Source organism: Actinomadura kijaniata (assembly GCF_014138665.1).
In the GTDB taxonomy this organism is placed as follows: Bacteria; Actinomycetota; Actinomycetes; order Streptosporangiales; family Streptosporangiaceae; genus Spirillospora; species Spirillospora kijaniata.
This window is the reverse complement of record NZ_JACJIA010000013.1, coordinates 125,679-144,782: the sequence shown is the minus strand read 5'-3', so window position 1 is coordinate 144,782 and position 19,104 is coordinate 125,679. Positions and strand designations below refer to the sequence as shown.

18 protein-coding genes and 2 riboswitches are annotated in these 19,104 nt (G+C 71.9%); of the genes, 10 read left to right on the top strand and 8 right to left on the bottom strand.

Annotation, left to right across the window (positions count from 1 at the left end; all coding sequences use genetic code 11):
- Nucleotide 1 precedes the first annotated feature (1 nt).
- Nucleotides 2–427, bottom strand: a complete 426-nt coding sequence (locus HNR61_RS37155; RefSeq protein WP_182847812.1) for an ATP-binding protein — start codon at nucleotides 425–427, stop codon at nucleotides 2–4.
- 128 nt (nucleotides 428–555) lie between these two features.
- Between HNR61_RS37155 and HNR61_RS37150 the strand changes: the two genes are divergently transcribed.
- Nucleotides 556–1,371 (top strand): helix-turn-helix domain-containing protein, encoded by an 816-nt coding sequence (locus tag HNR61_RS37150; protein WP_182847811.1) that lies wholly within the window; start codon nucleotides 556–558, stop codon nucleotides 1,369–1,371.
- On the top strand, nucleotides 1,371–1,562 hold the full coding sequence (locus tag HNR61_RS37145; protein WP_182847810.1) for a DUF397 domain-containing protein: 192 nt from the start codon (nucleotides 1,371–1,373) through the stop codon (nucleotides 1,560–1,562). Before HNR61_RS37150 ends, HNR61_RS37145 begins: the two co-directional genes overlap by 1 nt.
- A 671-nt stretch (nucleotides 1,563–2,233) precedes the next feature.
- On the opposite strand, the gene HNR61_RS37140 is transcribed toward HNR61_RS37145, so the two are convergent.
- The 3 genes from HNR61_RS37140 to HNR61_RS37130 form a co-directional block, all read right to left on the bottom strand.
- On the bottom strand, nucleotides 2,234–2,521 hold the full coding sequence (locus HNR61_RS37140) for an Lrp/AsnC family transcriptional regulator (protein ID WP_067833912.1): 288 nt from the start codon (nucleotides 2,519–2,521) through the stop codon (nucleotides 2,234–2,236).
- 125 nt (nucleotides 2,522–2,646) lie between these two features.
- The gene (locus tag HNR61_RS37135; RefSeq protein WP_067833915.1) at nucleotides 2,647–3,396 is read right to left on the bottom strand and encodes a rhomboid family intramembrane serine protease; all 750 of its coding nucleotides are present in this window, start codon (nucleotides 3,394–3,396) and stop codon (nucleotides 2,647–2,649) included.
- Between the two features lie 110 nt (nucleotides 3,397–3,506).
- Nucleotides 3,507–5,288, bottom strand: coding sequence for a DEDD exonuclease domain-containing protein (locus HNR61_RS37130; RefSeq protein ID WP_182847809.1), 1,782 nt, complete (start codon nucleotides 5,286–5,288; stop codon nucleotides 3,507–3,509).
- Nucleotides 5,289–5,553: 265 nt separating this feature from the next.
- On the opposite strand from HNR61_RS37130, the gene HNR61_RS37125 reads away from it, so the two are divergent.
- The 6 genes from HNR61_RS37125 (at nucleotide 5,554) to HNR61_RS37100 (ending at nucleotide 13,073) form a co-directional block, all read left to right on the top strand.
- Entirely contained in the window at nucleotides 5,554–6,855 is a 1,302-nt protein-coding gene (locus HNR61_RS37125; protein ID WP_182847808.1) for an NYN domain-containing protein, read from the top strand.
- A 218-nt stretch (nucleotides 6,856–7,073) separates the two neighbouring features.
- Entirely contained in the window at nucleotides 7,074–8,069 is a 996-nt protein-coding gene (locus HNR61_RS37120) for a C40 family peptidase (protein ID WP_312898288.1), read from the top strand.
- A 450-nt stretch (nucleotides 8,070–8,519) separates the two neighbouring features.
- A riboswitch (cyclic di-AMP (ydaO/yuaA leader) is annotated at nucleotides 8,520–8,719 on the top strand.
- Nucleotides 8,720–8,765: 46 nt separating this feature from the next.
- On the top strand, nucleotides 8,766–9,272 hold the full coding sequence (locus tag HNR61_RS37115) for a C40 family peptidase (RefSeq protein ID WP_182847807.1): 507 nt from the start codon (nucleotides 8,766–8,768) through the stop codon (nucleotides 9,270–9,272).
- A gap of 134 nt (nucleotides 9,273–9,406) precedes the next feature.
- Nucleotides 9,407–9,547: riboswitch (cyclic di-AMP (ydaO/yuaA leader) on the top strand.
- Between the two features lie 10 nt (nucleotides 9,548–9,557).
- Nucleotides 9,558–10,352 (top strand): CHAP domain-containing protein, encoded by a 795-nt coding sequence (locus HNR61_RS37110; RefSeq protein WP_312898287.1) that lies wholly within the window; start codon nucleotides 9,558–9,560, stop codon nucleotides 10,350–10,352.
- Between the two features lie 103 nt (nucleotides 10,353–10,455).
- Nucleotides 10,456–11,727, top strand: a complete 1,272-nt coding sequence (locus tag HNR61_RS37105) for a gluzincin family metallopeptidase (RefSeq protein WP_182847806.1) — start codon at nucleotides 10,456–10,458, stop codon at nucleotides 11,725–11,727.
- Nucleotides 11,724–13,073 carry a M48 family metallopeptidase gene (locus HNR61_RS37100; protein WP_182847805.1) on the top strand — a complete coding sequence of 450 codons (1,350 nt, stop codon included), beginning with the start codon at nucleotides 11,724–11,726 and terminating at the stop codon, nucleotides 13,071–13,073. The genes HNR61_RS37105 and HNR61_RS37100 overlap by 4 nt, the downstream gene beginning before the upstream one ends.
- Before the next feature lie 34 nt (nucleotides 13,074–13,107).
- Here HNR61_RS37100 and HNR61_RS37095 read toward each other — a convergent pair whose 3' ends face one another.
- The 4 genes from HNR61_RS37095 to ctaC form a co-directional block, all read right to left on the bottom strand.
- Nucleotides 13,108–14,340: a L,D-transpeptidase gene (locus tag HNR61_RS37095; protein WP_312898286.1), complete on the bottom strand. Its 1,233-nt coding sequence runs from the start codon at nucleotides 14,338–14,340 to the stop codon at nucleotides 13,108–13,110.
- A gap of 134 nt (nucleotides 14,341–14,474) precedes the next feature.
- Nucleotides 14,475–14,885, bottom strand: a complete 411-nt coding sequence (locus HNR61_RS37090) for a cytochrome c oxidase subunit 4 (RefSeq protein ID WP_182847804.1) — start codon at nucleotides 14,883–14,885, stop codon at nucleotides 14,475–14,477.
- A 3-nt stretch (nucleotides 14,886–14,888) separates the two neighbouring features.
- A complete protein-coding gene (ctaD, locus tag HNR61_RS37085; RefSeq protein ID WP_446678442.1) occupies nucleotides 14,889–16,607 on the bottom strand; it encodes an aa3-type cytochrome oxidase subunit I in 1,719 nt (572 codons plus the stop codon).
- Nucleotides 16,604–17,395 carry an aa3-type cytochrome oxidase subunit II gene (gene ctaC / locus HNR61_RS37080; protein WP_312898285.1) on the bottom strand — a complete coding sequence of 264 codons (792 nt, stop codon included), beginning with the start codon at nucleotides 17,393–17,395 and terminating at the stop codon, nucleotides 16,604–16,606. Before ctaC ends, ctaD begins: the two co-directional genes overlap by 4 nt.
- 166 nt (nucleotides 17,396–17,561) lie before the next feature.
- Here ctaC and HNR61_RS37075 point away from each other — a divergent pair, with 166 nt between their 5' ends.
- Nucleotides 17,562–18,719: a cysteine desulfurase family protein gene (locus tag HNR61_RS37075; RefSeq protein WP_182847803.1), complete on the top strand. Its 1,158-nt coding sequence runs from the start codon at nucleotides 17,562–17,564 to the stop codon at nucleotides 18,717–18,719.
- A 70-nt stretch (nucleotides 18,720–18,789) separates the two neighbouring features.
- Nucleotides 18,790–19,101: a sulfurtransferase TusA family protein gene (locus tag HNR61_RS37070; protein WP_182847802.1), complete on the top strand. Its 312-nt coding sequence runs from the start codon at nucleotides 18,790–18,792 to the stop codon at nucleotides 19,099–19,101.
- The last annotated feature ends 3 nt before the right edge of the window (nucleotides 19,102–19,104 follow it).

Here is a 19,104-nt window from a genome sequence, read left to right as displayed (position 1 = left end):
GTCAGCCGGGCAGGTCGAGGAGGGCGTAGACGGTCTTGCCGCCGCCCGGCTCGCGGCGTTGCCCCCAGTGCCGGGACAGCGCCGCGACGATGTGCAGGCCCCGCCCGCTTTCGAGAAGGCCGCCGTCAGGGGCGGTGGGGACCGCGTCCTCAGAACTCTCGTCGAAGACCTCGACGTAGAGGACGACGCGCCACGCCATCAGCCGGAACCCCATCAGGTGCCGGGGTTTGGCCTTCACCGCGTTGGTCAGCAGCTCGGAGATGACCAGCGTCGCGTCGTCCACGACGGAGGTGAGCCCCCACTTGTTGAGATGCGCCTCGGCCAGGTCGCGCAACAGCCCGACCGAGGAGGGCGTGGCGAGAACGGCCCGTTCCAGGACCTCGTCGGCCATGAAGCGGGGGGAGGGGTGGTACTCGGGTGTGCACATGGGCTCGTCCTCGGCGTAGGGCGGTCGTCGCGCATCGTGTCGTTCCGCTCCCACAGCGTGGCCCCCGGATCTACGCTGAGGAACACAATCGACTGCCAACTCGCGGAATGGCAAAAGGACGGCCCCCCATGTCCCGACCGCCCAACCCGATCGACGGCACGAAGAGCGTCTACGCGACGTTCGCGTACGTGTTGCGCTGGTGGCGCGAGTCCCGTGGCCTGTCACAGGACGCCTTGGCCAAAGAGCTCTACATGGCCCGGTCCACGATCCAGGCGTACGAGGCGCAGGAGTACGAACCCGACGACGAGTTCGCCGAGAAGCTGGACAAGTACTTCGGCACGGGAAAGCTCTTCTACTACCTCTGGTACCACTCACAGCGCGAATACCTGCTCCAGAAGTGGGACGCCTACCTCAAACTGGAGCCCCAGTGCCTCCAGTTTCGCTCCTTCCACCCCAACGCTGTTCCCGGCCTGTTCCAGACCGAGGATTACATGCGCGCATCCTTCACTGCGGGCAACCTGCCCGAAGCCGAGATCGAGAAGGGCGTTGAGACGCGGTTGCGCCGTCAGGAGCTTCTGTGTCGCCCGGAGCCGCCCTTGTTCTGGGTGGTCATAGACGAGGCCGTACTTCTCCGTCCGGTAGGAGGCGCGGCAGCGATGAGGGCTCAGCTCGCCCACCTCCTCGAAGTCATGGATCTTCCCCATGTCGCTCTTCAGGTGGTGCCGTTGTCCGCTGGCGCCTACCTGGGGCAGGACGGCTACTTCGTCATGCTGCATCTGCCGGAGCGCACAGTGGTTTATGAGGAAACCGGAACCGACGGACGTCTCTTCTACGATCCGAAGGTTGTGCACGAGCGGCACGTTAGACATGATCGGATCCGTCTCAAGGCGTTGCCCGAGGAGGCGACCCGGGACTTGATCTCAGGGATCATGAAGGGCGTGTAATGAGCGGTCCCCTTGAATGGCGGAAGGCCAAGCGCAGCAGCGACCAGGGCGGGGAGTGCGTCGAGCTAACCACCAACGCCACCAACGTGACCTACGTTCGCGACTCCAAGGATCAGGAAGGGCCAAGACTCACGCTGTCGCGTCCCGCCCTCGCCAAACTCATCCACAGCATCAAGGGGTACGACCGCTAGGTCATGCGTCAAAGCCTCGCCCAAGGCCCTTACCTAACAGCCCACACCCACGACCGGAGGCGCGAAAGGCAGGGGTGTAGGGGCGGAGCCCCACGAGGGGTGTGGGGGACGGCGTCCCCTGCCGGGGTGTGGGGCAGAGTCCTGCCGGGGGTGTAGGGGCGGAGCCCCACGAAGGGGTGTGGGGCAGAGCTCTGCCGGGGTCGTAGGGGCGGAACCCTGCCGAGGTTGCCGGGGCGGAGCCCCTGCCGGGGTGTAGGGCGGAGCCCCTACCGGGGGTGTGGGGCAAAGCCACCGTCGGGGCGTGAGGGCGAAGGCCCTGCCGGGGCGTGAGGGCGGAGTCCCCTGCCGGGGTTGCCGGGGCAGCGTCGGCGTCGGGGTTGTAGGGGCGGAGCCCCTGCCGGGGTGTGGGGCAGAGCCCTGCCGGGGGTGTGGGGGCGGAGCCACCGCCGGGGGTCCAAGGGGGCGGGCCCCCTTGCCAGGGTTCGCAGCACGACGGGAAGCGGAGCCCTGGCGGAGTCTTCCCGGCGTGCGCGGGCCCGATGTGGGGGTTTGGGGGGACGGTCCCCCCAAGGCCAACACAGCCGCTTTCGCCGCAGAACCGCACAGACCCCCAGCAATATCGAGGGTCTACACCTGACCGGAAACCCCAGCCCCAACCCCAGCCCGAACCCTCAGTCCGAGTCCGGCAGCCCCAGCGAGAACGCCGCGTCCAGGTCGTGCCGCGAGTAGGTGCGGAACGCCATGTGGGTCTCGGTCTCCCGCACGCCCGGGATCTTGTTGAGCCGGCCGGGGATGACGTCGTTCAGCTCGTCGTGGCGGCGGACGCGGACCATCGCCAGCAGGTCGAACTCACCGGTGATCGAGTAGACCTCGCTGACCCCGTCCAGCGCGGCGATCTTCTCGGCCACCTCGTGGATGCGCGCGACGTCGGCCTTGACGAACACGATCGCAGTGACCACTGCACCCTCCCCAGCTCGGCGAACGCTCAGACTCTACCCACGCCCCAACGAGACGATCTCCACCCGCACCTCACCCGGACCCCGCCAGGACCCCACCCACGCCTCACCCGTGCCCCGCCCACGCCTCATCCGCGATCCAGCGCGACGATCCGGCGAGCCGGTCCGGCGTGCCGGGCCAGCAGGGCGAACAAGGCCCCGGCCACGAAGCCGTAGATGTGCGCCACGTAGGCGACGTTGCTCTCGGTGTCCCCCAGCGACAGCCACTGGATCACGAAGTAGCCGCCCAGCACCACCCACACCGGGAGCCGGATCACGATCACCGGGGGCAGCAGGCTGACGATCCGGCCGCGCGGGTTGAGGACCAGGTAGGCGCCGAGCACCCCGAAGATCGCGCCGGAGGCGCCGATCAGCGGGGTTCCCGAGTCGGGGTAGGTGTAGGCGAAGCCGTACACGGCGGCCAGGCCGAACAGCAGGTAGGCCAGCAGGTAGCGCCAGCGGCCGAGCCGGTCCTCCAGGCCCATGCCGACCGCGAACAGCACCACGAGGTTGCCCAGCAGGTGCAGCACGCCCGAGTGCAGGAACATCGACTCGAACGCCGACACCCACGGCAGCTTGTCGAAGGCCGCCTCGCCGCAGCGGTGGGCGATCTCGGGGGGGATCGGGTGCTGGCGTCCGGTGGTCAGTTCGCGCGGGACCGCGCCGTGTTCGAGGATGAACTCGTTGGCCCGGCACTGGCGGACGCCGCCGTCGCCGTACCAGGTGGCGAAGTTGGCCATGGGGGTCAGCAGGAAGACCACGACGTTGGCCGCCACCAGCAGGTACGTCACCCAGGGCACGCGCCGCGCGGGCTGGCTGTCGTACAGGGGTATCGCCATGCGCGAGCGTCCTCACCATTCGATCATCCGGCCGCCGACCACCGACCGGCAGACCGCCCACCACCGCCCACCGGTCACGGACCAACGGGCCGTTCGCCGGTTTCGTCCCCTCACCTTAGTGGCCGCGAGACCCCCCGGTCCTCCGGCTCCACGGCGTCGCGGGCGCGTTCGAGGGCGTGGTCGAGCCACCGCCGCAGGCCCTCGGCCCCGTGGACGGGGCAGGTCCAGTCGCCGTCGATCTCGACCAGCCGCACGCCGGGGGTGTCCAGCCAGCGCAGCACGCACTCCATCTCCTCGGCCCCGGCCCCGGCGGTGACGGCCCCGGCGGGGATCGCGCCGGGCGGGCCGCCGGGCAGCACGGTCTCGGCGGTGGCGATCAGCGCGTCCACGTAGGGGCGGGGGTGGGCGCGCGGCGGGACGGTGCCGGCGGCGGCGAGCCGGCCGTACCGGACGACCGACAGCTCCCAGCCGCCGCCGGGCGCGGGCCGGGCCGCCACCAGCTGCGGCAGGCGCGCCAGCGCGGTGAGGCGCTGGCCGCGCGCCGCCGCCCGCACGAACGCCGCCAGCCGGTCGCGCTGGGCGGCGGCCTCCTCGTAGCGGAGTTCGGCGGAGAGCCGGTCGATGCGGGTCCGCGCGGCGGCGACCACGGGCCGGGCGTCGCCCTCGATCACCCGCCGGGCGGCGGCGGTGTGCGCGTCGTAGTGCTCGGGGGTCTCCCGGCCCTCGCAGGGGGCGCCGCAGCGGCCCAGGTCGGCCAGGGCGCAGGTGCGGGCCTTCCCCTTGTCGATCAGTGTGAGGGTGAGGCGCTGGGTGCACTGGCGCAGCGGGACGGCCTCGTGCAGCGCGGCCCGCGCCTCCTCGGCCTGGCGCCGCGACGACAGCGGCCCCAGGTAGCTCGCGCCGTCGTCGCGGCACTCGTGGACGATCGACAGCCGGGGGAACGGCTCGACGGTCAGTTTCAGCCAGACGGCCCGTTCGGGGAACTTGGAGCGCCGGTTGTAGCGGGGCTTGTGCTGGGCGATCAGCCGCAGCTCCCGCACCTCGGCCTCCAGGCCGGTCGCGCAGACGACGGTGCGGACGCGTTCGGCGAGCCCGACCATCTCGCGGGCCCGCCAGCGCGTCTCGGAGCCGGTGAAGTAGCTGCGCACCCGCGACCGCAGGTCGCCGCTCTTGCCGACGTACAGCACCTCGCCGTCGGCGTTCTCGAACAGGTACACGCCGGGCGCGCTGGGCACGTCGTCGGCCAGGTACCGCTTGCGGCGCTGCTCGGGGGTCGGGGCCTTGGCGAACGACCGCAGCTCCTCCAGGGAGGAGACGCCGAACGAGCCGAGCCGTTCGATCAGCCCGTGCAGCACGTCCACGGTCGCCCGCGCGTCGGCCAGGGCGCGGTGGTTGGGCTGGACGGGGGTGCGGAAGTGGCGGGCGAGGGTCTCCAGCTTGCAGTTGGGCACCTCGTCGCGGGTGAGGGTGCGGCGCGCCAGGTCGACGGTGTCGACGACCGGGAAGTCCGGCCACTCGTAGCCGTGCTCGGCGCAGGCGGCCTTGAGGAACCCGACGTCGAAGCGCGCGTTGTGGGCCACCAGCACGCAGCCGTGCGCGAACTCCAGGAACGCCGGCAGCACCTGCCCGATGCGCGGCGCGGCCGTCACCATCTGCTGGGTGATGCCGGTCAGCGCGGTGATGAACGGCGGGATCGGCCCGCCGGGGTCCACCAGGGTGGCCAGGTCGCCGAGCTCGACGCCGCCGCGCACCTTCACCGCGCCGATCTCGGTGATCGCCGCGTCCTTCGGGGACGCCCCGGTCGTCTCCAGGTCCACCACCACGAAGGTCACGTCGGCGAGGGGGGTGCCGAGATCGTCGAGGGTCCCCTGAACGGGATGCGCGGCCGTCATGTCGGTGACGTTATGCCACCCCACCGACAGTGGGCGGGGTCTCCGCGGGACCGGCGCCGGGGAGGCGCCGGACCTCCGCCGAGCCCGCCACCGCCGGGGCCGGTGCCGCTACGCTGGGGGGATTCTGGGGCCGGTTTCACCCTCCACGGCGGGTCGGGTGGACGTTCCCGCTGGTTAGGGCTTCGGCCGTCCGGGAAGAGATCAGCGCACCGGCGGCCACGAGGGAAGGAGCGGCGACATCGACGGCGCAGAGGCGGCGGAGCGGGTGCCGCGCCCGCTCCCCGAGGCGGTCCGCCAGCACGTGCTGGAGGCGGCCGCGGCGCTGCTCGGTGCGTTGCCGCCGGACGAGGTCCCGGCTCCGCTGCGCCGGTTCGCCCGGTTCGAGCGGCGCAAGCGCGCCAAGCTCGCCGGGCCGCACATCGCGGCGCTGCTGGAGAAGGACGAGGATTTCCGCCGTCGGGTCGCCGAGGCGCTGCGCGAGTCGCAGCCGGACCTGGTGGAGCAGGTGGAGGCCGGGCGGGTCCCGCCGGCCGCCGAGCCGGTCGCGGTGGCCGCCATCGCCTATCTGCTGCGTCCGGAGGGCTGGTCGGACCTGGTGGAGTCGGCCCGCGCCGAGCTGGAACGCTCCGCCTCCGCCTCGGAGGAGGAGGCCGCCGAGCGGAGGATCGCCGCGCTGCGCCAGGAGCTGGCCGACGCGCAGGCGGCCCGTTCCGCCGAGACCGACAAGCTGCGCGCCGAGCTGCGCGAGCTGAAGGCCGAGAACGCCGAGCTGCGCCGCAAGCTGCACGAGGCGCGCACCAGGGCCAAGGCCGCCCAGGCGCACGCCGACGCGATGGCCGCCGACACCGAGCGCGAGCTGACCGCCGCCCGCGAGGCCAAGGCCGCCGCCGAGAAGGAGCTGCGCAAGGTCCGGGCGAAGCTGGAGCAGGCCGAGAACAACGCCGAGGCCGCCCGCCGCGCCGCCCGCGAGGGCCGCAACATCGACGACGTGCGGCTGCGGATGCTGCTGGACACCCTGGTGGACGCCGCCCAGGGGGTGCGGCGCGAGCTGGCGCTGCCCACCACGATCGGCCGTCCCGCCGACGCGGTGGGCGGGGCCGAGCCGGGCGGCGCCCCGCACCGGGCGCTGCCGGGCCGGGCCCTGTCGGACGACGACCCCCAGCTGCTGGACCGGCTGCTGACGTTGCCGCAGGTCCATCTGGTGGTGGACGGCTACAACGTCACCAAGACCGGCTATGGGGAGCTTCCGCTGGCCGACCAGCGCCGCCGGCTGCTGGCGGGGCTGGGCGGGCTGGCCGCGCAGACCCGCGCGGAGGTGACGGTGGTGTTCGACGGCGCGGAGCTGGACGCGCCGGTGGCCACCATGGCGCCGCGCGGGGTGCGGGTGCGGTTCAGCCTGCCGGGGCAGACCGCCGACGAGATGATCGGGGAGCTGGTGCGGGCCGAGCCGCCCGGCCGGGCCGTGGTGGTGGTCTCCAGCGACCGCGAGGTGGCCGACGCGGCACGGCGGGCCGGGGCCAGGCCCGCGCCCTCCACGCTGCTGCTGCGGCGGCTGGGGCGCTCCTGACCGTGACGCCCGGCCCACCCGGGCCCGGCGGCGTGTGGCGTTCGCCATACCGCGGCCTCCCTGACCTCCGTGGCTCCCGCGAACTGTGATGATCCGGTCACCTTGAGTGGACAAAGTGAGCTTAAGGTCAGCGAATACCATCGTTTCAGTTGTGGCGCATGATCGCCCTCGCTAGTGTCGTCCGCTGACATCGTTGGACGAGAGGGGCGAACCGGACTGTGGCCAAGGACTTCAAGGCCGGCGCCCCGCGCTGGATGGCGGCGGTTGCCTGCCTGACCGTGACGGCGACGCTGACGACTCCCGTCGCGGTCGCGCACGCAGCTCCCAAGCCCAGCGCGGCGGAAGCAGAGAAGAAACTCGAGAAGCTCAACGAGAAGGTCGAGGACCTGGTCGAGAAGTACAACCAGGTTTCCGAGGACCTCAAGAAGGCCAAGCGCAAGCTCGCCGAGGCCAAGAAGGCCGGTGCCAGCGAGCTGAAGGCCTTCGACCGGCAGCGCGCCCGGATCGCCGAGATGGCGAACAACGCCTACAAGAAGGGCGACACGGGCGACGTGGCGGGCTTCGTCGGCACCGGCGACCCGCAGGCCGTGCTGGACCAGACGGCGGTCTTCACCCACCTGCAGCGCAACCGCAGCGACGACCTCGGCCAGTTCCTGGAGACCGCGCAGCGGCTGCGCCGCGAGCAGGCCCAGGCGCAGGCCGCCTACGACGAGGTCAAGAAGAAGGCCGACGAGCTCAAGAAGCAGAAGGCCGAGGTCGAGAAGAACGTCGCCGCGCAGAAGAAGCTGCTGCGCAAGCTGGGCCTGAAGGAGGAGAAGCCCCGCTCCGGTGGCGGCGGCTCCTACAACGGCCCGGCCAGCGGCTCGGCCCGCGCGGCGCTCAACTTCGCCTACGCCCAGCTCGGCAAGCCCTACGTGTGGGGCGGCACCGGCCCGGGCGGCTACGACTGCTCGGGTCTGACCATGAAGGCCTGGGCGGCCGCGGGCGTCAACATCACCCGCACCACCAACTCCCAGTGGGCCGCGACCCGGCACATCGACAAGAGCCAGTTGCGGCCCGGTGACCTGGTGTTCTTCCGCAACCTGGGGCACGTCGGCATGTTCGTCGGCGGCGGCAAGATGATCCACGCGCCGCGTACCGGCAAGAACGTCGAAGTGGTCGACATCACATCCGGCTACTACGCGCAGACCTACTACGGCGCGAGCCGCCCGTAACGCCGCATCCCCTGTCGGCACGGGCTTTTGCTCACAACGGACCAGGCTTGACCTGGTCCGTTGTCATTTTTGCCGGGCATTTGCCATCACGTGGACCTTTGATACCTTGTGGGCACCTGAGGCACCTTCCAGGTGTCTCTCCCCGCACGTCGTCCCCCAGACGACGGACAACCCCCGGACGGCACGTCCCACGTGTCGCCACCCGCCCGGCGTCGTCCAGACGTCGCGGCCGTCTCCCAGGGAGACCTTCGGCCGGCCCGGCCGCACCGTGCGCACGCGAACCGGCGTGCATGGCGCTGAGAGCGCGCCACGGCGGACCATGAGGGCCCAGGCCACCGGCGGTTCACCGGTCCGCATGACCGGCCGCCCTGCCCATGACAACCAAGCCGCGCGTTCACGCGGGACGACAGGGTCCCGTGCCTCCGGCTGGCTTCACCACGCCTTTCGAACGCGTCGGCAACGCCGAATCCGCCTGTGCGCGGAACCGGGGACCCACTTGGGTCACGGTCCCGGACATCGCTTCCGGAACCGCCTCGACCCCGGGGTGAATCGGCGCGGCCTCCCGATCACGCATCGGCCCGCCTCGCCGTAGGGCGACTTCCAAGCCCGAACCCGTCAGCTAACCCGGTAGGCGTCTGGAAGAAGGAGCAACCCCTGCCCAGCAACGCTGCCAGCAGCATTTCCCGCCGGACCCGCATGGCGGGCGGCCTCGTGGCCGCCACCGCCGTCCTGACCCCCGCGATCGCCGTCGCCGGGACCTCCTCGGCCAGCGCCGCCACCCCCGTGGCCAAGGTCGTGCAGCAGGCCAAGACGAAGTCCTGGGCCGAGCGCCAGAAGCTCGCCCAGAAGGCCCTGCGCGCCGCCGCCTCCAAGAAGGGCAAGCCCTACCGCTGGGGCGCCTCGGGCCCCAACGCCTTCGACTGCTCCGGACTGGTGCAGTGGTCCTACAAGAAGGCCGGGGTCGCCCTGCCCCGCGTGACCGGATCGCAGTACTCCGCCGTCAAGAACAAGATCTCCTGGAAGAACCTCGCCCCCGGCGACCTGGTCTTCTTCAACGGCAAGCGGCACGTGGGCCTGGTCTACAAGAAGACCGGCAACACCCTCCACATGATCCACTCCCCGCACAGCGGGAGCTCGGTGAAGGTCGTCAAGCTGGACGGCTACCGCAAGCGGACCTTCGCCGGCGCCGTCCGTCCCTACTGACGGCGCCTCCTCACACCACGGGCGTGACCGCCGACCCCGTCTCCCATCCTCCCGGCGGTCACGCCCCTTCCCCCCTCCTTCTCCTCATCGAGGAGCCACCCGTAGTCACGGGCGCGCACGCGCCCACCGCCGAGTTCGCCGTTGCGCCCTGTCCGGGCGCGCGAAGCCGGGGACCCAATCTCCCCTGGGGTGAATCGGCCGCCACGACGCGGCCGTAGGGCAGCTTCCACGCCCGAACCCGTCAGCTAACCCGGTAGGCGGTATGGAAGCCAAGGAGTCACCTTCGTGTCAGGCAAGCACCGCAAGCCCAGCCCGCTCGGGATCGCCGTCCGCACCGGCGGCACCCTCGCCGTCGGCGCCGCCGTGATCGGCACCGCCGCCGCCACCGCCTCCGCCTCGGTCCCGATGCCGGGCAAGGACGCCCCCCGCAGCGGCGCGCTGGCCGCCATCGCCGCCGCCAAGCCCGCCGCCCAGCCGGTCGTCAAGGCCGCCGCCGCCCCGCCGCAGCAGCCCCAGCAGCGGGTCCAGCAGCCGGCCCAGAAGCCCGCGCAGCAGGCCAAGCCCGCCCAGAAGCCCCAGCAGGCCAAGAAGCGGCCCACCGCCGCCGACGCGATCAAGATCGCCGAGTCCCAGGTCGGGATCAAGGAGAACGGCGCGGGCGAGACCAAGTTCCAGGACTGGTACAAGAAGACCGAGCGCGCCAAGGAGACCGTCAAGCGCGACGGCGGCTCCCTGGACGGCTACACCGACGCCCAGTGGTGCGCCATGTTCGTCTCCTGGGTCGGCGACCAGCTCGGGTTCACCGACCAGATGGGCGCCGACGCCTGGACGATCGCGCACGCCAACTGGTTCAAGGACCGGGACCGCTGGGGCACCGAGGCCAAGCCCGGCGCGGTCGTGTTCTTCTCCTGGAAGGGCGGCAAGAGCATCAACGACATCGTGCACGTCGGCATGGTCATCAAGGACAACGGCGACGGCACCGTCAAGACCGTCGAGGGCAACACCGGCAACGCCGTCCAGATCAAGACGCGCAACAAGAGCCAGATCGTCGGCTACGGCTACCCCGACTACGCCAAGTAAGCCGTGTTCCAAGAGCCCTGGCCCGCGGCGCTCGCCCCGGGGCTCGCGCGGTGGTCGAGGCCGCTTGGAAACGCTCTCCGTCCCCGTGCATAGGATCGCCCCCATGACGGACGGTCCCCGCCGGGCGGAGCCCGCACGGCCCCGGCGCCGCCGAGTGATCGTCTCGGTGGCGGCCGGGGCCGTCGGCTGCCTGGCCGCCGGGCTCGCCGCCACGCTGGCCCCCGCCTCCCCCGGGACGCAGCGCGCCACAGAGCGCGCGCCGCGCCCGGTCTCCGCCGCCGGGTTCGACCGCGGGGCCGCCGGCACCGTGCTGGCCAACCGTGCCCGCGCCGTGCGCGAGCGCGACCGCACCGCGTTCCTGGCCACCGTCGCCACCGCCCCGGCCGCGTTCCAGCGCGAGCAGGGGACGCTGTTCGACAACCTCCTCCGGCTGCCCCTCCAGGACTGGCGGGAACGGCTGGCCGACGCCCCCGCCGAGTCCGGGCCCGGCGCGGTGACCGTGCGGATCGACCTGCGCTACCGGCTGCGCGGCCACGACCCCGGGCCGGTCGCCCGGACGCGGTACCTGGCGTTCGCGCCCCGCGACGGCGGCTGGGTGATCAGGGGGCCGGGGCGGCCCGGCCCCGGCGCCGCCCCCGCGCAGGCCGAGGTCTGGGACGACCGGCCGGTGCGGGTCGTGCGCGGCCGGTCCAGCCTGGTGGTCGGGGACGCCGCCGGGCTGGAGGAGATCGCGCGCCGGCTGGACGCGGCCGTGCCCGCCGTCTCCCGCGTGGTCGGCGACGGCTGGCCGCGCCGCGCCGTCGCGCTCGCCCCCGCCGACCCGGAGCGCGCCGCCGCCCTGGTGGGCGGCGGCCGGGACCTCGCCTCGATCGCCGCCCTGGCCGTCGCCGCGGGCGGCGCCGGCGACCGGATCGTCATCTCCCCCGCCGCCTTCCCCCGCCTGAACGGGCTGGGCCGCTCGGTCGTGCTCACCCACGAGCTGACCCATGTGGCCACCGGCGGCGCCCGCGACGGCCGCACCCCGCTGTGGCTGATCGAGGGGCTGGCCGACTACGTGGGCTACCGGGACGCGAAGGTCGCGGTGCGCGACGCCGCCGGGGAGCTGCGCCGCGAGGTCGCCGCGGGGCGGCTCCCGGACGCGCTGCCGGGGCCGGCGGCGTTCGACGGCGGCTCCGGGCGGCTGTCGCAGGCCTACCAGGAGGCCTGGCTGGCCTGCCGGATGATCGCGCAGCGGTACGGTGAGGCGACGCTGGTCCGGCTCTACCGGGCCGCCGGACGCGCCTCCGAGGACGCCGCGCTGCGCGCGGTGCTGGGCGTGGACCGGGCGCGTCTCACCGCCCTGTGGCGCGCCTACCTGCGAAGGGAACTGCGTTGACGGTCCACACCCCACCGGCGGCACCCCTCCCACCGGCGGCGGACGCCCGCCGTCCCCGCGTCGCGGCGGCGGTCACCGCCGGGGTCCTGCTGGCCGCCGTCGCCGTGATCCTGGCGGTCACCACGCCCTGGGACCCGCTGTCCGGGCGCGTTCCCGGCGGGCGGACCGTCCCGGACCCGGCGCTGGACTTCTCCGCCGCCGAGCTGGCCCGCGCCCGCGCGTTCGACGCCAAGCTCAACCCGATCGCCTACACCCGCCTGGCCGTGAGCCTGCTGGCCGTCCTGGCGCTGGGCCTGACCCCGCTCGGCGCGCGGTTCCTGGGCTGGGTGACCGCCCGGGTGCGGCGGTGGCCGCTGCGGGTCGCGCTGGCCGCCGTGGTCCTCACCACCGTGCTGCGGCTGGTAAGCCTGCCGTTCGGGATCCGGGGCGAGACGGTGCTGCGCCGCTACGGCCTGTCCACCCAGACCTGGGGCTCCTGGCTGGGCGACCAGGCCCGGTCGCTGGCCGTGACGTGGGTGGTGTGGTCGCTGGCGCTGCTGCTGCTCTACGCGCTGCTGCGGCGCTTTCCGCGCTACTGGTGGACGGGCGCGGCCGTGGGCGCGTTCCTGCTGGTGGTCGGCGGGTCGTTCGTGTACCCGGTGGTGGTGGAGCCGGTGTTCAACAAGTTCCACTCGCTGCCCGCCGGGCGGCTGCGGTCGGACCTGCTGGCGATGGCCGACCGCGACGGGGTCCCGGTGGAGGACGTCCTGGTCGCCGACGCGTCCCGGCGGACCACCTCGCTCAACGCCTACGTGTCCGGGTTCGGCTCGACCCGCCGGATCGTGGTGTACGACACGCTGCTGAAGTCCCCGCCCGCGCGGATCGAGTCGATCGTCGCCCACGAGCTCGGCCACGCCAAGCACCGGGACGTCCTGCACGGCACCCTGATCGGGGGGCTGGGCGTCGCCGGGGCGGTGTGCCTGCTGTCCCTGCTGCTGTCCTCGCCCCGCCTGGCCCGGCGGTCCGGGACGCCGGAGGGCGCGGCGGCGGCCGACGCCCGCTCGGTGGCGCTGGTGCTGGCGCTGGTGACGGTCGCCATGCAGCTCGGCGGGCCCGTGCAGAACTTCGTCAGCAGGCGCGTGGAGGCCCGCGCCGACGCCCACGCGCTGGACCTGACCCGCGATCCGGCGACGTTCGTGTCGATGCAGCACGAGCTGTCGGCGCGCAACCTGTCCGATCCCCGCCCCGACGGCCTGGAGCGCCTGCTGTGGTCCTCGCACCCGCCGGGCCCGGAACGGATCGCCATGGCCCGCGACTGGGCGAGACTGCACGGCGTCCCGGTGCCACCGCCCCTGAACCGCCCCTGAGCCGCCCTGAGGGCCGCTGGGGGGCGTCCGGGGCTCAGGTGAGCGGCACGGGGGTGGTGCCCTCAGGCCCGATCTTCAGGGACCGCTTGAGGGCGCTGCCCTTGGCCCAGTCGTCCCAGTCGAGCTGCCAGTAGCCCCAGCCGTTCTCCGGCTCCAGCTCCCGGATCGTCCCGGTGACCTTGAAGGGGTCGCCCCGGTAGGAGAAGTCGTAGAACCAGCGCGCGTCGGCCGGGCTGGCGTTGACGCAGCCGTGGCTGACGTTGGAGTTGCCCTGCGACCCCACCGACCAGGGCGCGCTGTGCACGTACTCGCCGCTGTTGGAGATCCGCACGGCCGAGTAGACGACCTGGCGGTAGTAGTCCGGGCAGCCGGGAGGACACCCCACCGTGGAGGAGTCCATGACGACCGGGTTCTCCTTGTCCATGGTCAGGTGCTCGCCGTTGGTGGTGACGTACTTGAGCCGCCCGCCCTTGCCCATGCTGATCGGCATCCGCCGTACGACCCTGCCGTTCTTGCGGACGACCATCTCGTGGGTGTTCTCGCTGGCCTTGGTGATGTGCTCGTCGCCGATGCGGAACCGCACCGTCTGGTTCCGCCCGCCCCAGGTGCCCTTGGAGGTCCGCACCCCGGCCAGGTGGGCGGTGAACGAGGCGTCGGTGTGCCGCGGCCAGTGCTTCCTGGTCCGGAACACGACGGTCTGGTTGCCGAACCAGTGCCAGGCCCCCTCGACCGGCTTGGCCGACCGCACCTCCAGGGCCCGTTCCACGGCCGCCCGGTCGGCGATCTCCCGGTCGAACCGCAGCACGATCGGGATGCCGACGCCGACGGTCTCCCTGTCGTAGGGCGCCTCGATCGTCGTGGCGACGACCTGGTCGGCCTTGGCGGTGCGGAACCGGCTGGTGGCGGTCCGCGTCCTGCCGTCGCGGCCCAGCGCGGTCGCCATCACCGCGTACCGGGTGTCGGGCTGCAACGTCCACGTCGCGCGCCACTCGGTCCGGTCGGCGTTCAGCGACCCCTCGACGGGGTCGCCCTTGGTCGTGACGGTGACGTTCTCGAGCGTGCCGTTGCGGGCCCGCACCGTCACGGGGCTGTCGGGCCGCAGGTCGTCGCTGTCGTGCGGGGGCGCGACCTCCAGCCGGACGGAGTTGTCGGCCATCTCCGCGTCGCTGCCGGTGCAGCCCGCGGCGCCGGCCGCCATGGCCGCCGCGAGCAGCAGGGCGGCGGGCAGCCGCCCGCGGTCCGTCGCTTCCGATCCCCCGCCGCGCACCGTCAACCCCCCGGGCCGTCACCGTGTGAAATGACCTGACTCCATGGCGTGAACACCATGGTCGTCGCCCATTATGAAGGGGGCCGGCGCCCGCGTGAACGCGGGACACCGGCCCCCTGGGGATCCTTTGCCGATCAGTGGCTGAAGTGGCCCCGGTAGTACTCGAAGACCAGACCGATCACGGACATCAGCATCGCGGCGCTGCCCGCGAGCACCAGCCACCAGCCGAACACCACGCCGAGCGTGATGGCGGCGGCCGACAGGCCCACGAACAGCGGCCACCAGCTGTGCGGGCTGAAGAAGCCCAGCTCGCCGGCCGCCTGCGCGATGTCGCCCTCGGGGTCGTCCTCGTACAGCGGGCCGCCGTTGGCGGCTTCCAGGCGGCGGATCGTGAAGTGGATGTAGAACCCGATCAGACCCGCCAGGCCGACGGCCAGGGCCATCGCCGTGGTGCCGGTCCAGTCCTTGGACCACAGCCAGTACACGACGTCGGTGGCGAGGAAGAACAGCGCGCACCCGTAGAACATGAACGCCTGAACGCGCATCGGCTAGTCCCCCTTGAGCTTCTGTTCGTCCGAGGCGCCCGACCCGACCGCGGCGGCGCGGGCGTCGGCCGCCGAGATCTCGCCCTTGGCGCCCACGTGCGGGTGGTGCAGGTCGAACGCCGGGCGCTCGGAGCGGATCTTGGGGATCGAGTTGAAGTTGTGCCGCGGCGGCGGGCACGAGGTGGCCCACTCCAGCGAGCCGCCGTAGCCCCACGGGTCGTCGACCTCGACCTTCTTGCCCTTCTTGTACGTGATGTACACGTTGTAGAAGAACGGCAGGAGCGAGCAGCCGAGGAGGAACGAGAAGACCGTGGAGATCTGGTTCATGCCGACGAACTCGTCGGGGTAGTCGGCGTACCGGCGCGGCATGCCGGCGGCGCCCAGCCAGTGCTGCACCAGGAAGGTGCCGTGGAAGCCGATGAACAGCAGCCAGAAGTGGATCTTGCCGAGGCGGTCGTTCAGCATCTTGCCGGTGAACTTCGGCCACCAGAAGTAGAAGCCCGCGAACATCGCGAACACCACGGTGCCGAACACGACGTAGTGGAAGTGCGCCACCACGAAGTAGGAGTCCGACAGCTGGAAGTCCATGGGCGGCGAGGCCAGGATGACGCCGGTCAGGCCACCGAACAGGAAGGTGACCAGGAAGCCCAGCGACCACAGCATCGGCGACTCGAACGTCAGTTGCCCTCGCCAGATGGTTCCCACCCAGTTGAAGAACTTCACCCCCGTGGGCACGGCGATGAGGAACGTCATGAACGAGAAGAACGGCAGCAGCACCTGGCCGGTGACGAACATGTGGTGCGCCCACACGGTGATCGACAGACCGGCGATGGTGATGGTCGCGAAGACCAGGCCGATGTAGCCGAAGATCGGCTTGCGCGAGAAGACCGGGAAGATCTCGGTCACGATGCCGAAGAACGGCAGCGCGATGATGTACACCTCGGGGTGGCCGAAGAACCAGAACAGGTGCTGCCACAGCAGCGCGCCGCCGTGCGCGGCGTCGAAGACGTGGGCGCCCAGCTTGCGGTCGGCCTCCAGGGCCAGCAGGGCGGCGGCCAGCACCGGGAAGGCCAGCAGCACCAGGATCGAGGTGAGCAGGATGTTCCAGGTGAAGATCGGCATCCGGAACATGGTCATGCCCGGCGCGCGCATGCACAGGATCGTGGTGATGAAGTTGACCGCGCCCATGATCGTGCCGAAGCCCGACATGCCGAGGCCCATGACCCACAGGTCACCGCCGATGCCCGGGGAGCGCACCGCGTCCGACAGCGGGGCGTAGGCGAACCACCCGAAGCTGGCGGCGCCGTTCGGGGTGAGGAAGCCCGACAGCGCGATCAGGCTCCCGAACAGGAACAGCCAGTAGGCCAGCATGTTCATGCGCGGGAACGCCACGTCGGGGGCGCCGATCTGCAGCGGCATGATGACGTTGGCGAAGCCCGCGAACAGCGGCGTCGCGAACATCAGCAGCATCACGGTGCCGTGCATGGTGAACAACTGGTTGAACTGCTCGTTGCTCATCACCTGCATGCCGGGCTTGTACAGCTCGGCACGCATCAGCAGCGCCATGACGCCGCCGATGAGGAACATGAAGAAAGAGGTGATCAGGTAGAGATAGCCGATCACCTTGTGGTCGGTCGAGGACATCCAGCTGGCGATGAGACGCCCCTTGGAGGTCCGCGACGCGGTGACCGGCGCGCTCGGAGCGTGACTGATCGCGGTCACTTGGCGCCTCCCGCGGCCTTGGCCTTGGCGTCGTCAAGGAACGTCTGGTACTGCTCGGGCGTCACGACCCGGAGCTGGAACAGCATCCGGCTGTGGTCGACGCCGCAGAGCTCGGCGCAGCGGCCCTCGTACGTTCCCGTCTTCTTCGCCGTGAACTCGAACTCGTTCGTGTAGCCGGGCATGACGTCCTTCTTGTAGAGGAGCGCCGGCACCCAGAACGAGTGGATGACGTCGTTGGCGTGCAGCCGCACGCGCACCTTCTTGCCCGCCGGGATGGTCATGACCGGCTTGGCCCCCGTGGGGGCGTTCGGAGCCACCGGGACACCGACGACCGACGCGACGGTCGAGGCGTTCTTCTCCGGCCCCGACTTGTAGTCGAACTGCCAGCTCCACTGGAAGCCGATCACATCGACGGTGACATCCGGCTTGTCGGTGAGCTTCTCGACGTAGGCCTCGTCGCGGGCGGTGAAGAAGAACAGCACACCGATGATCACGAACGGCACGGCCGTGTAGAGGATCTCGATGGGCATGTTGTAGCGCACCTGCGGCGGCAGGTCGTCGGAGCGCTTGCGGTGGAACAGCACCGCCCAGAGGATCAGTCCCCAGACGACGGCACCGACGGCGAACGCAGCGATCCAGGAGCCCTGCCAGAGCTTCAGCATGCGCTCGGCCTGGTCACTGATCGGCTCGGGCATGCCCAGGCGGGACATCTCGCCGCTGCACGCGGTGGCGGTCAGCGCCAGCAGGCCCAGCGCGCCGGCGCTTTTCAATGCGCGGCGACTGCGCACAGGCGTACGCCGCTCCCTAGAGCGGGTCGGACTCACGGAATGCCTTCCCCACGGATGAGAGCCCAGGGAACTCCCGGGCAGAGAGATCAGTTGTTACACGTTTGGGGGACACATTAGCGCGAGGGTCCCGGCACCCCCGTCCTGGGTACCCGGTTAGTGTTCTGGCGTGGCCAACTTCTCCGCCCCCGGCGTCTACCTCGACGCCGCCTCCACCGAGCCGCCGCATCCCGCGGCGCGGGCGGCGCTGCTGTCCGCGCTGGACGCCGGCTGGGCCGACCCCGCGCGGCTGTACGGCGCGGCGCGCGGCTCCCGGATGATGCTGGACCAGGCCCGCGCCCGGGTGGCCGGGGTGCTGGGGGTCCGGCCCGACGAGGTGGCGTTCACCTCCTCGGGCACCCAGGCGGTCCAGCTGGGGATGCTCGGCTCCCTGCAGGCCCGTCGGCGTGTCGGCGGCCACCTGGTGGTGGGCGCGGTGGAGCACTCCAGCGTGCTGCACACCGCCCAGCAGCACGAGCGCGACGGCGGCCGGGTCACCGTCGTGGGCGTGGACCGCGCCGGGCGGGTGGACCCGGCGGAGTTCGCGGCGGCGCTGCGGCCCGACACGGCGCTGGCCTGCCTCCAGTCGGCCAACCACGAGGTCGGGACGGTCCAGCCGGTCGCCGAGGTCGCCGAGGCGTGCCGGGCGGCGCGGGTGCCGCTGCTGGTGGACGCCGCGCAGTCGGTGGGGCGGGCCGACGTCCCCGAGGGCTGGTCGGTGCTGACGGCCAGCGCCCACAAGTGGGGCGGCCCGCCCGGGGTGGGCGTGCTGGTGGTCCGCAAGGGCGTGCGCTGGCGGTCGCCGCTGCCCGAGGACGAACGCGAGGGCCGCCGCGTGCCGGGCTTCGAGAACGTGCCGGGCGCGGTCGCCGCCGCGGCGGCGCTGGAGGCGTTCCGGTCGGAGATGGCCGCCGACGCGCCCCGCCTGTCGGCGCTGGTGGACCGGATCCGGGAGACGGTGCCGCGGACGGTCGCCGACGTGGAGGTGGTCGGGGACCCGGTGCGGCGGCTGCCGCACCTGGTCACGTTCTCCTGCCTGTACGTGCCGGGCGAGGCGCTGCTGACCGAGCTGGACCGGCTGGGTTTCGCGGTCTCGTCCGGAAGCTCCTGCACGGCCGATACGCTGCGTCCCAGTCACGTCTTGGAGGCGATGGGGGTGATTACCCATGGGAACGTCCGGGTATCGCTGCCGCGTGGCGCGAAGTCGGACGACGTGGACCGGTTCCTGGCCGTGCTCCCCGACGCCGTCGCCCGGCTGCGCCGGGCCGCCGGGGTGACCGCCCGGTGACCATCCCCGCCCCGAGCACCCCCGCCCCGAACACCCCGTCGGACAGCAGAACAGGGAGGCGGACGCGCCCATGAGGTTCCGAGGCCGTGCGCGTCGCGAGGACGCCCGTCAGGCACCGGCCGAGCAGCCGGCGCCGCAGCCCGCGGGTCCGCCGCCGTTCCTGGTGATCGACGCGCTGGGCCGCAAGTGCCCGATCCCGATCATCATGCTGGCCGAGCGGATCCGCGAGGTGCCGGTCAACGAGGTCGTGTCCGTGTGGGCCGACGACGTGGCCGCCCGCACCGACATCCCGGCCTGGTGCCGGATGAAGTCCCAGGAGTTCGTCTGGGAGGAGACCCTCCCCCAGGGCGGCTGGGGCTTCCACATCCGCCGCATGTACTGACGC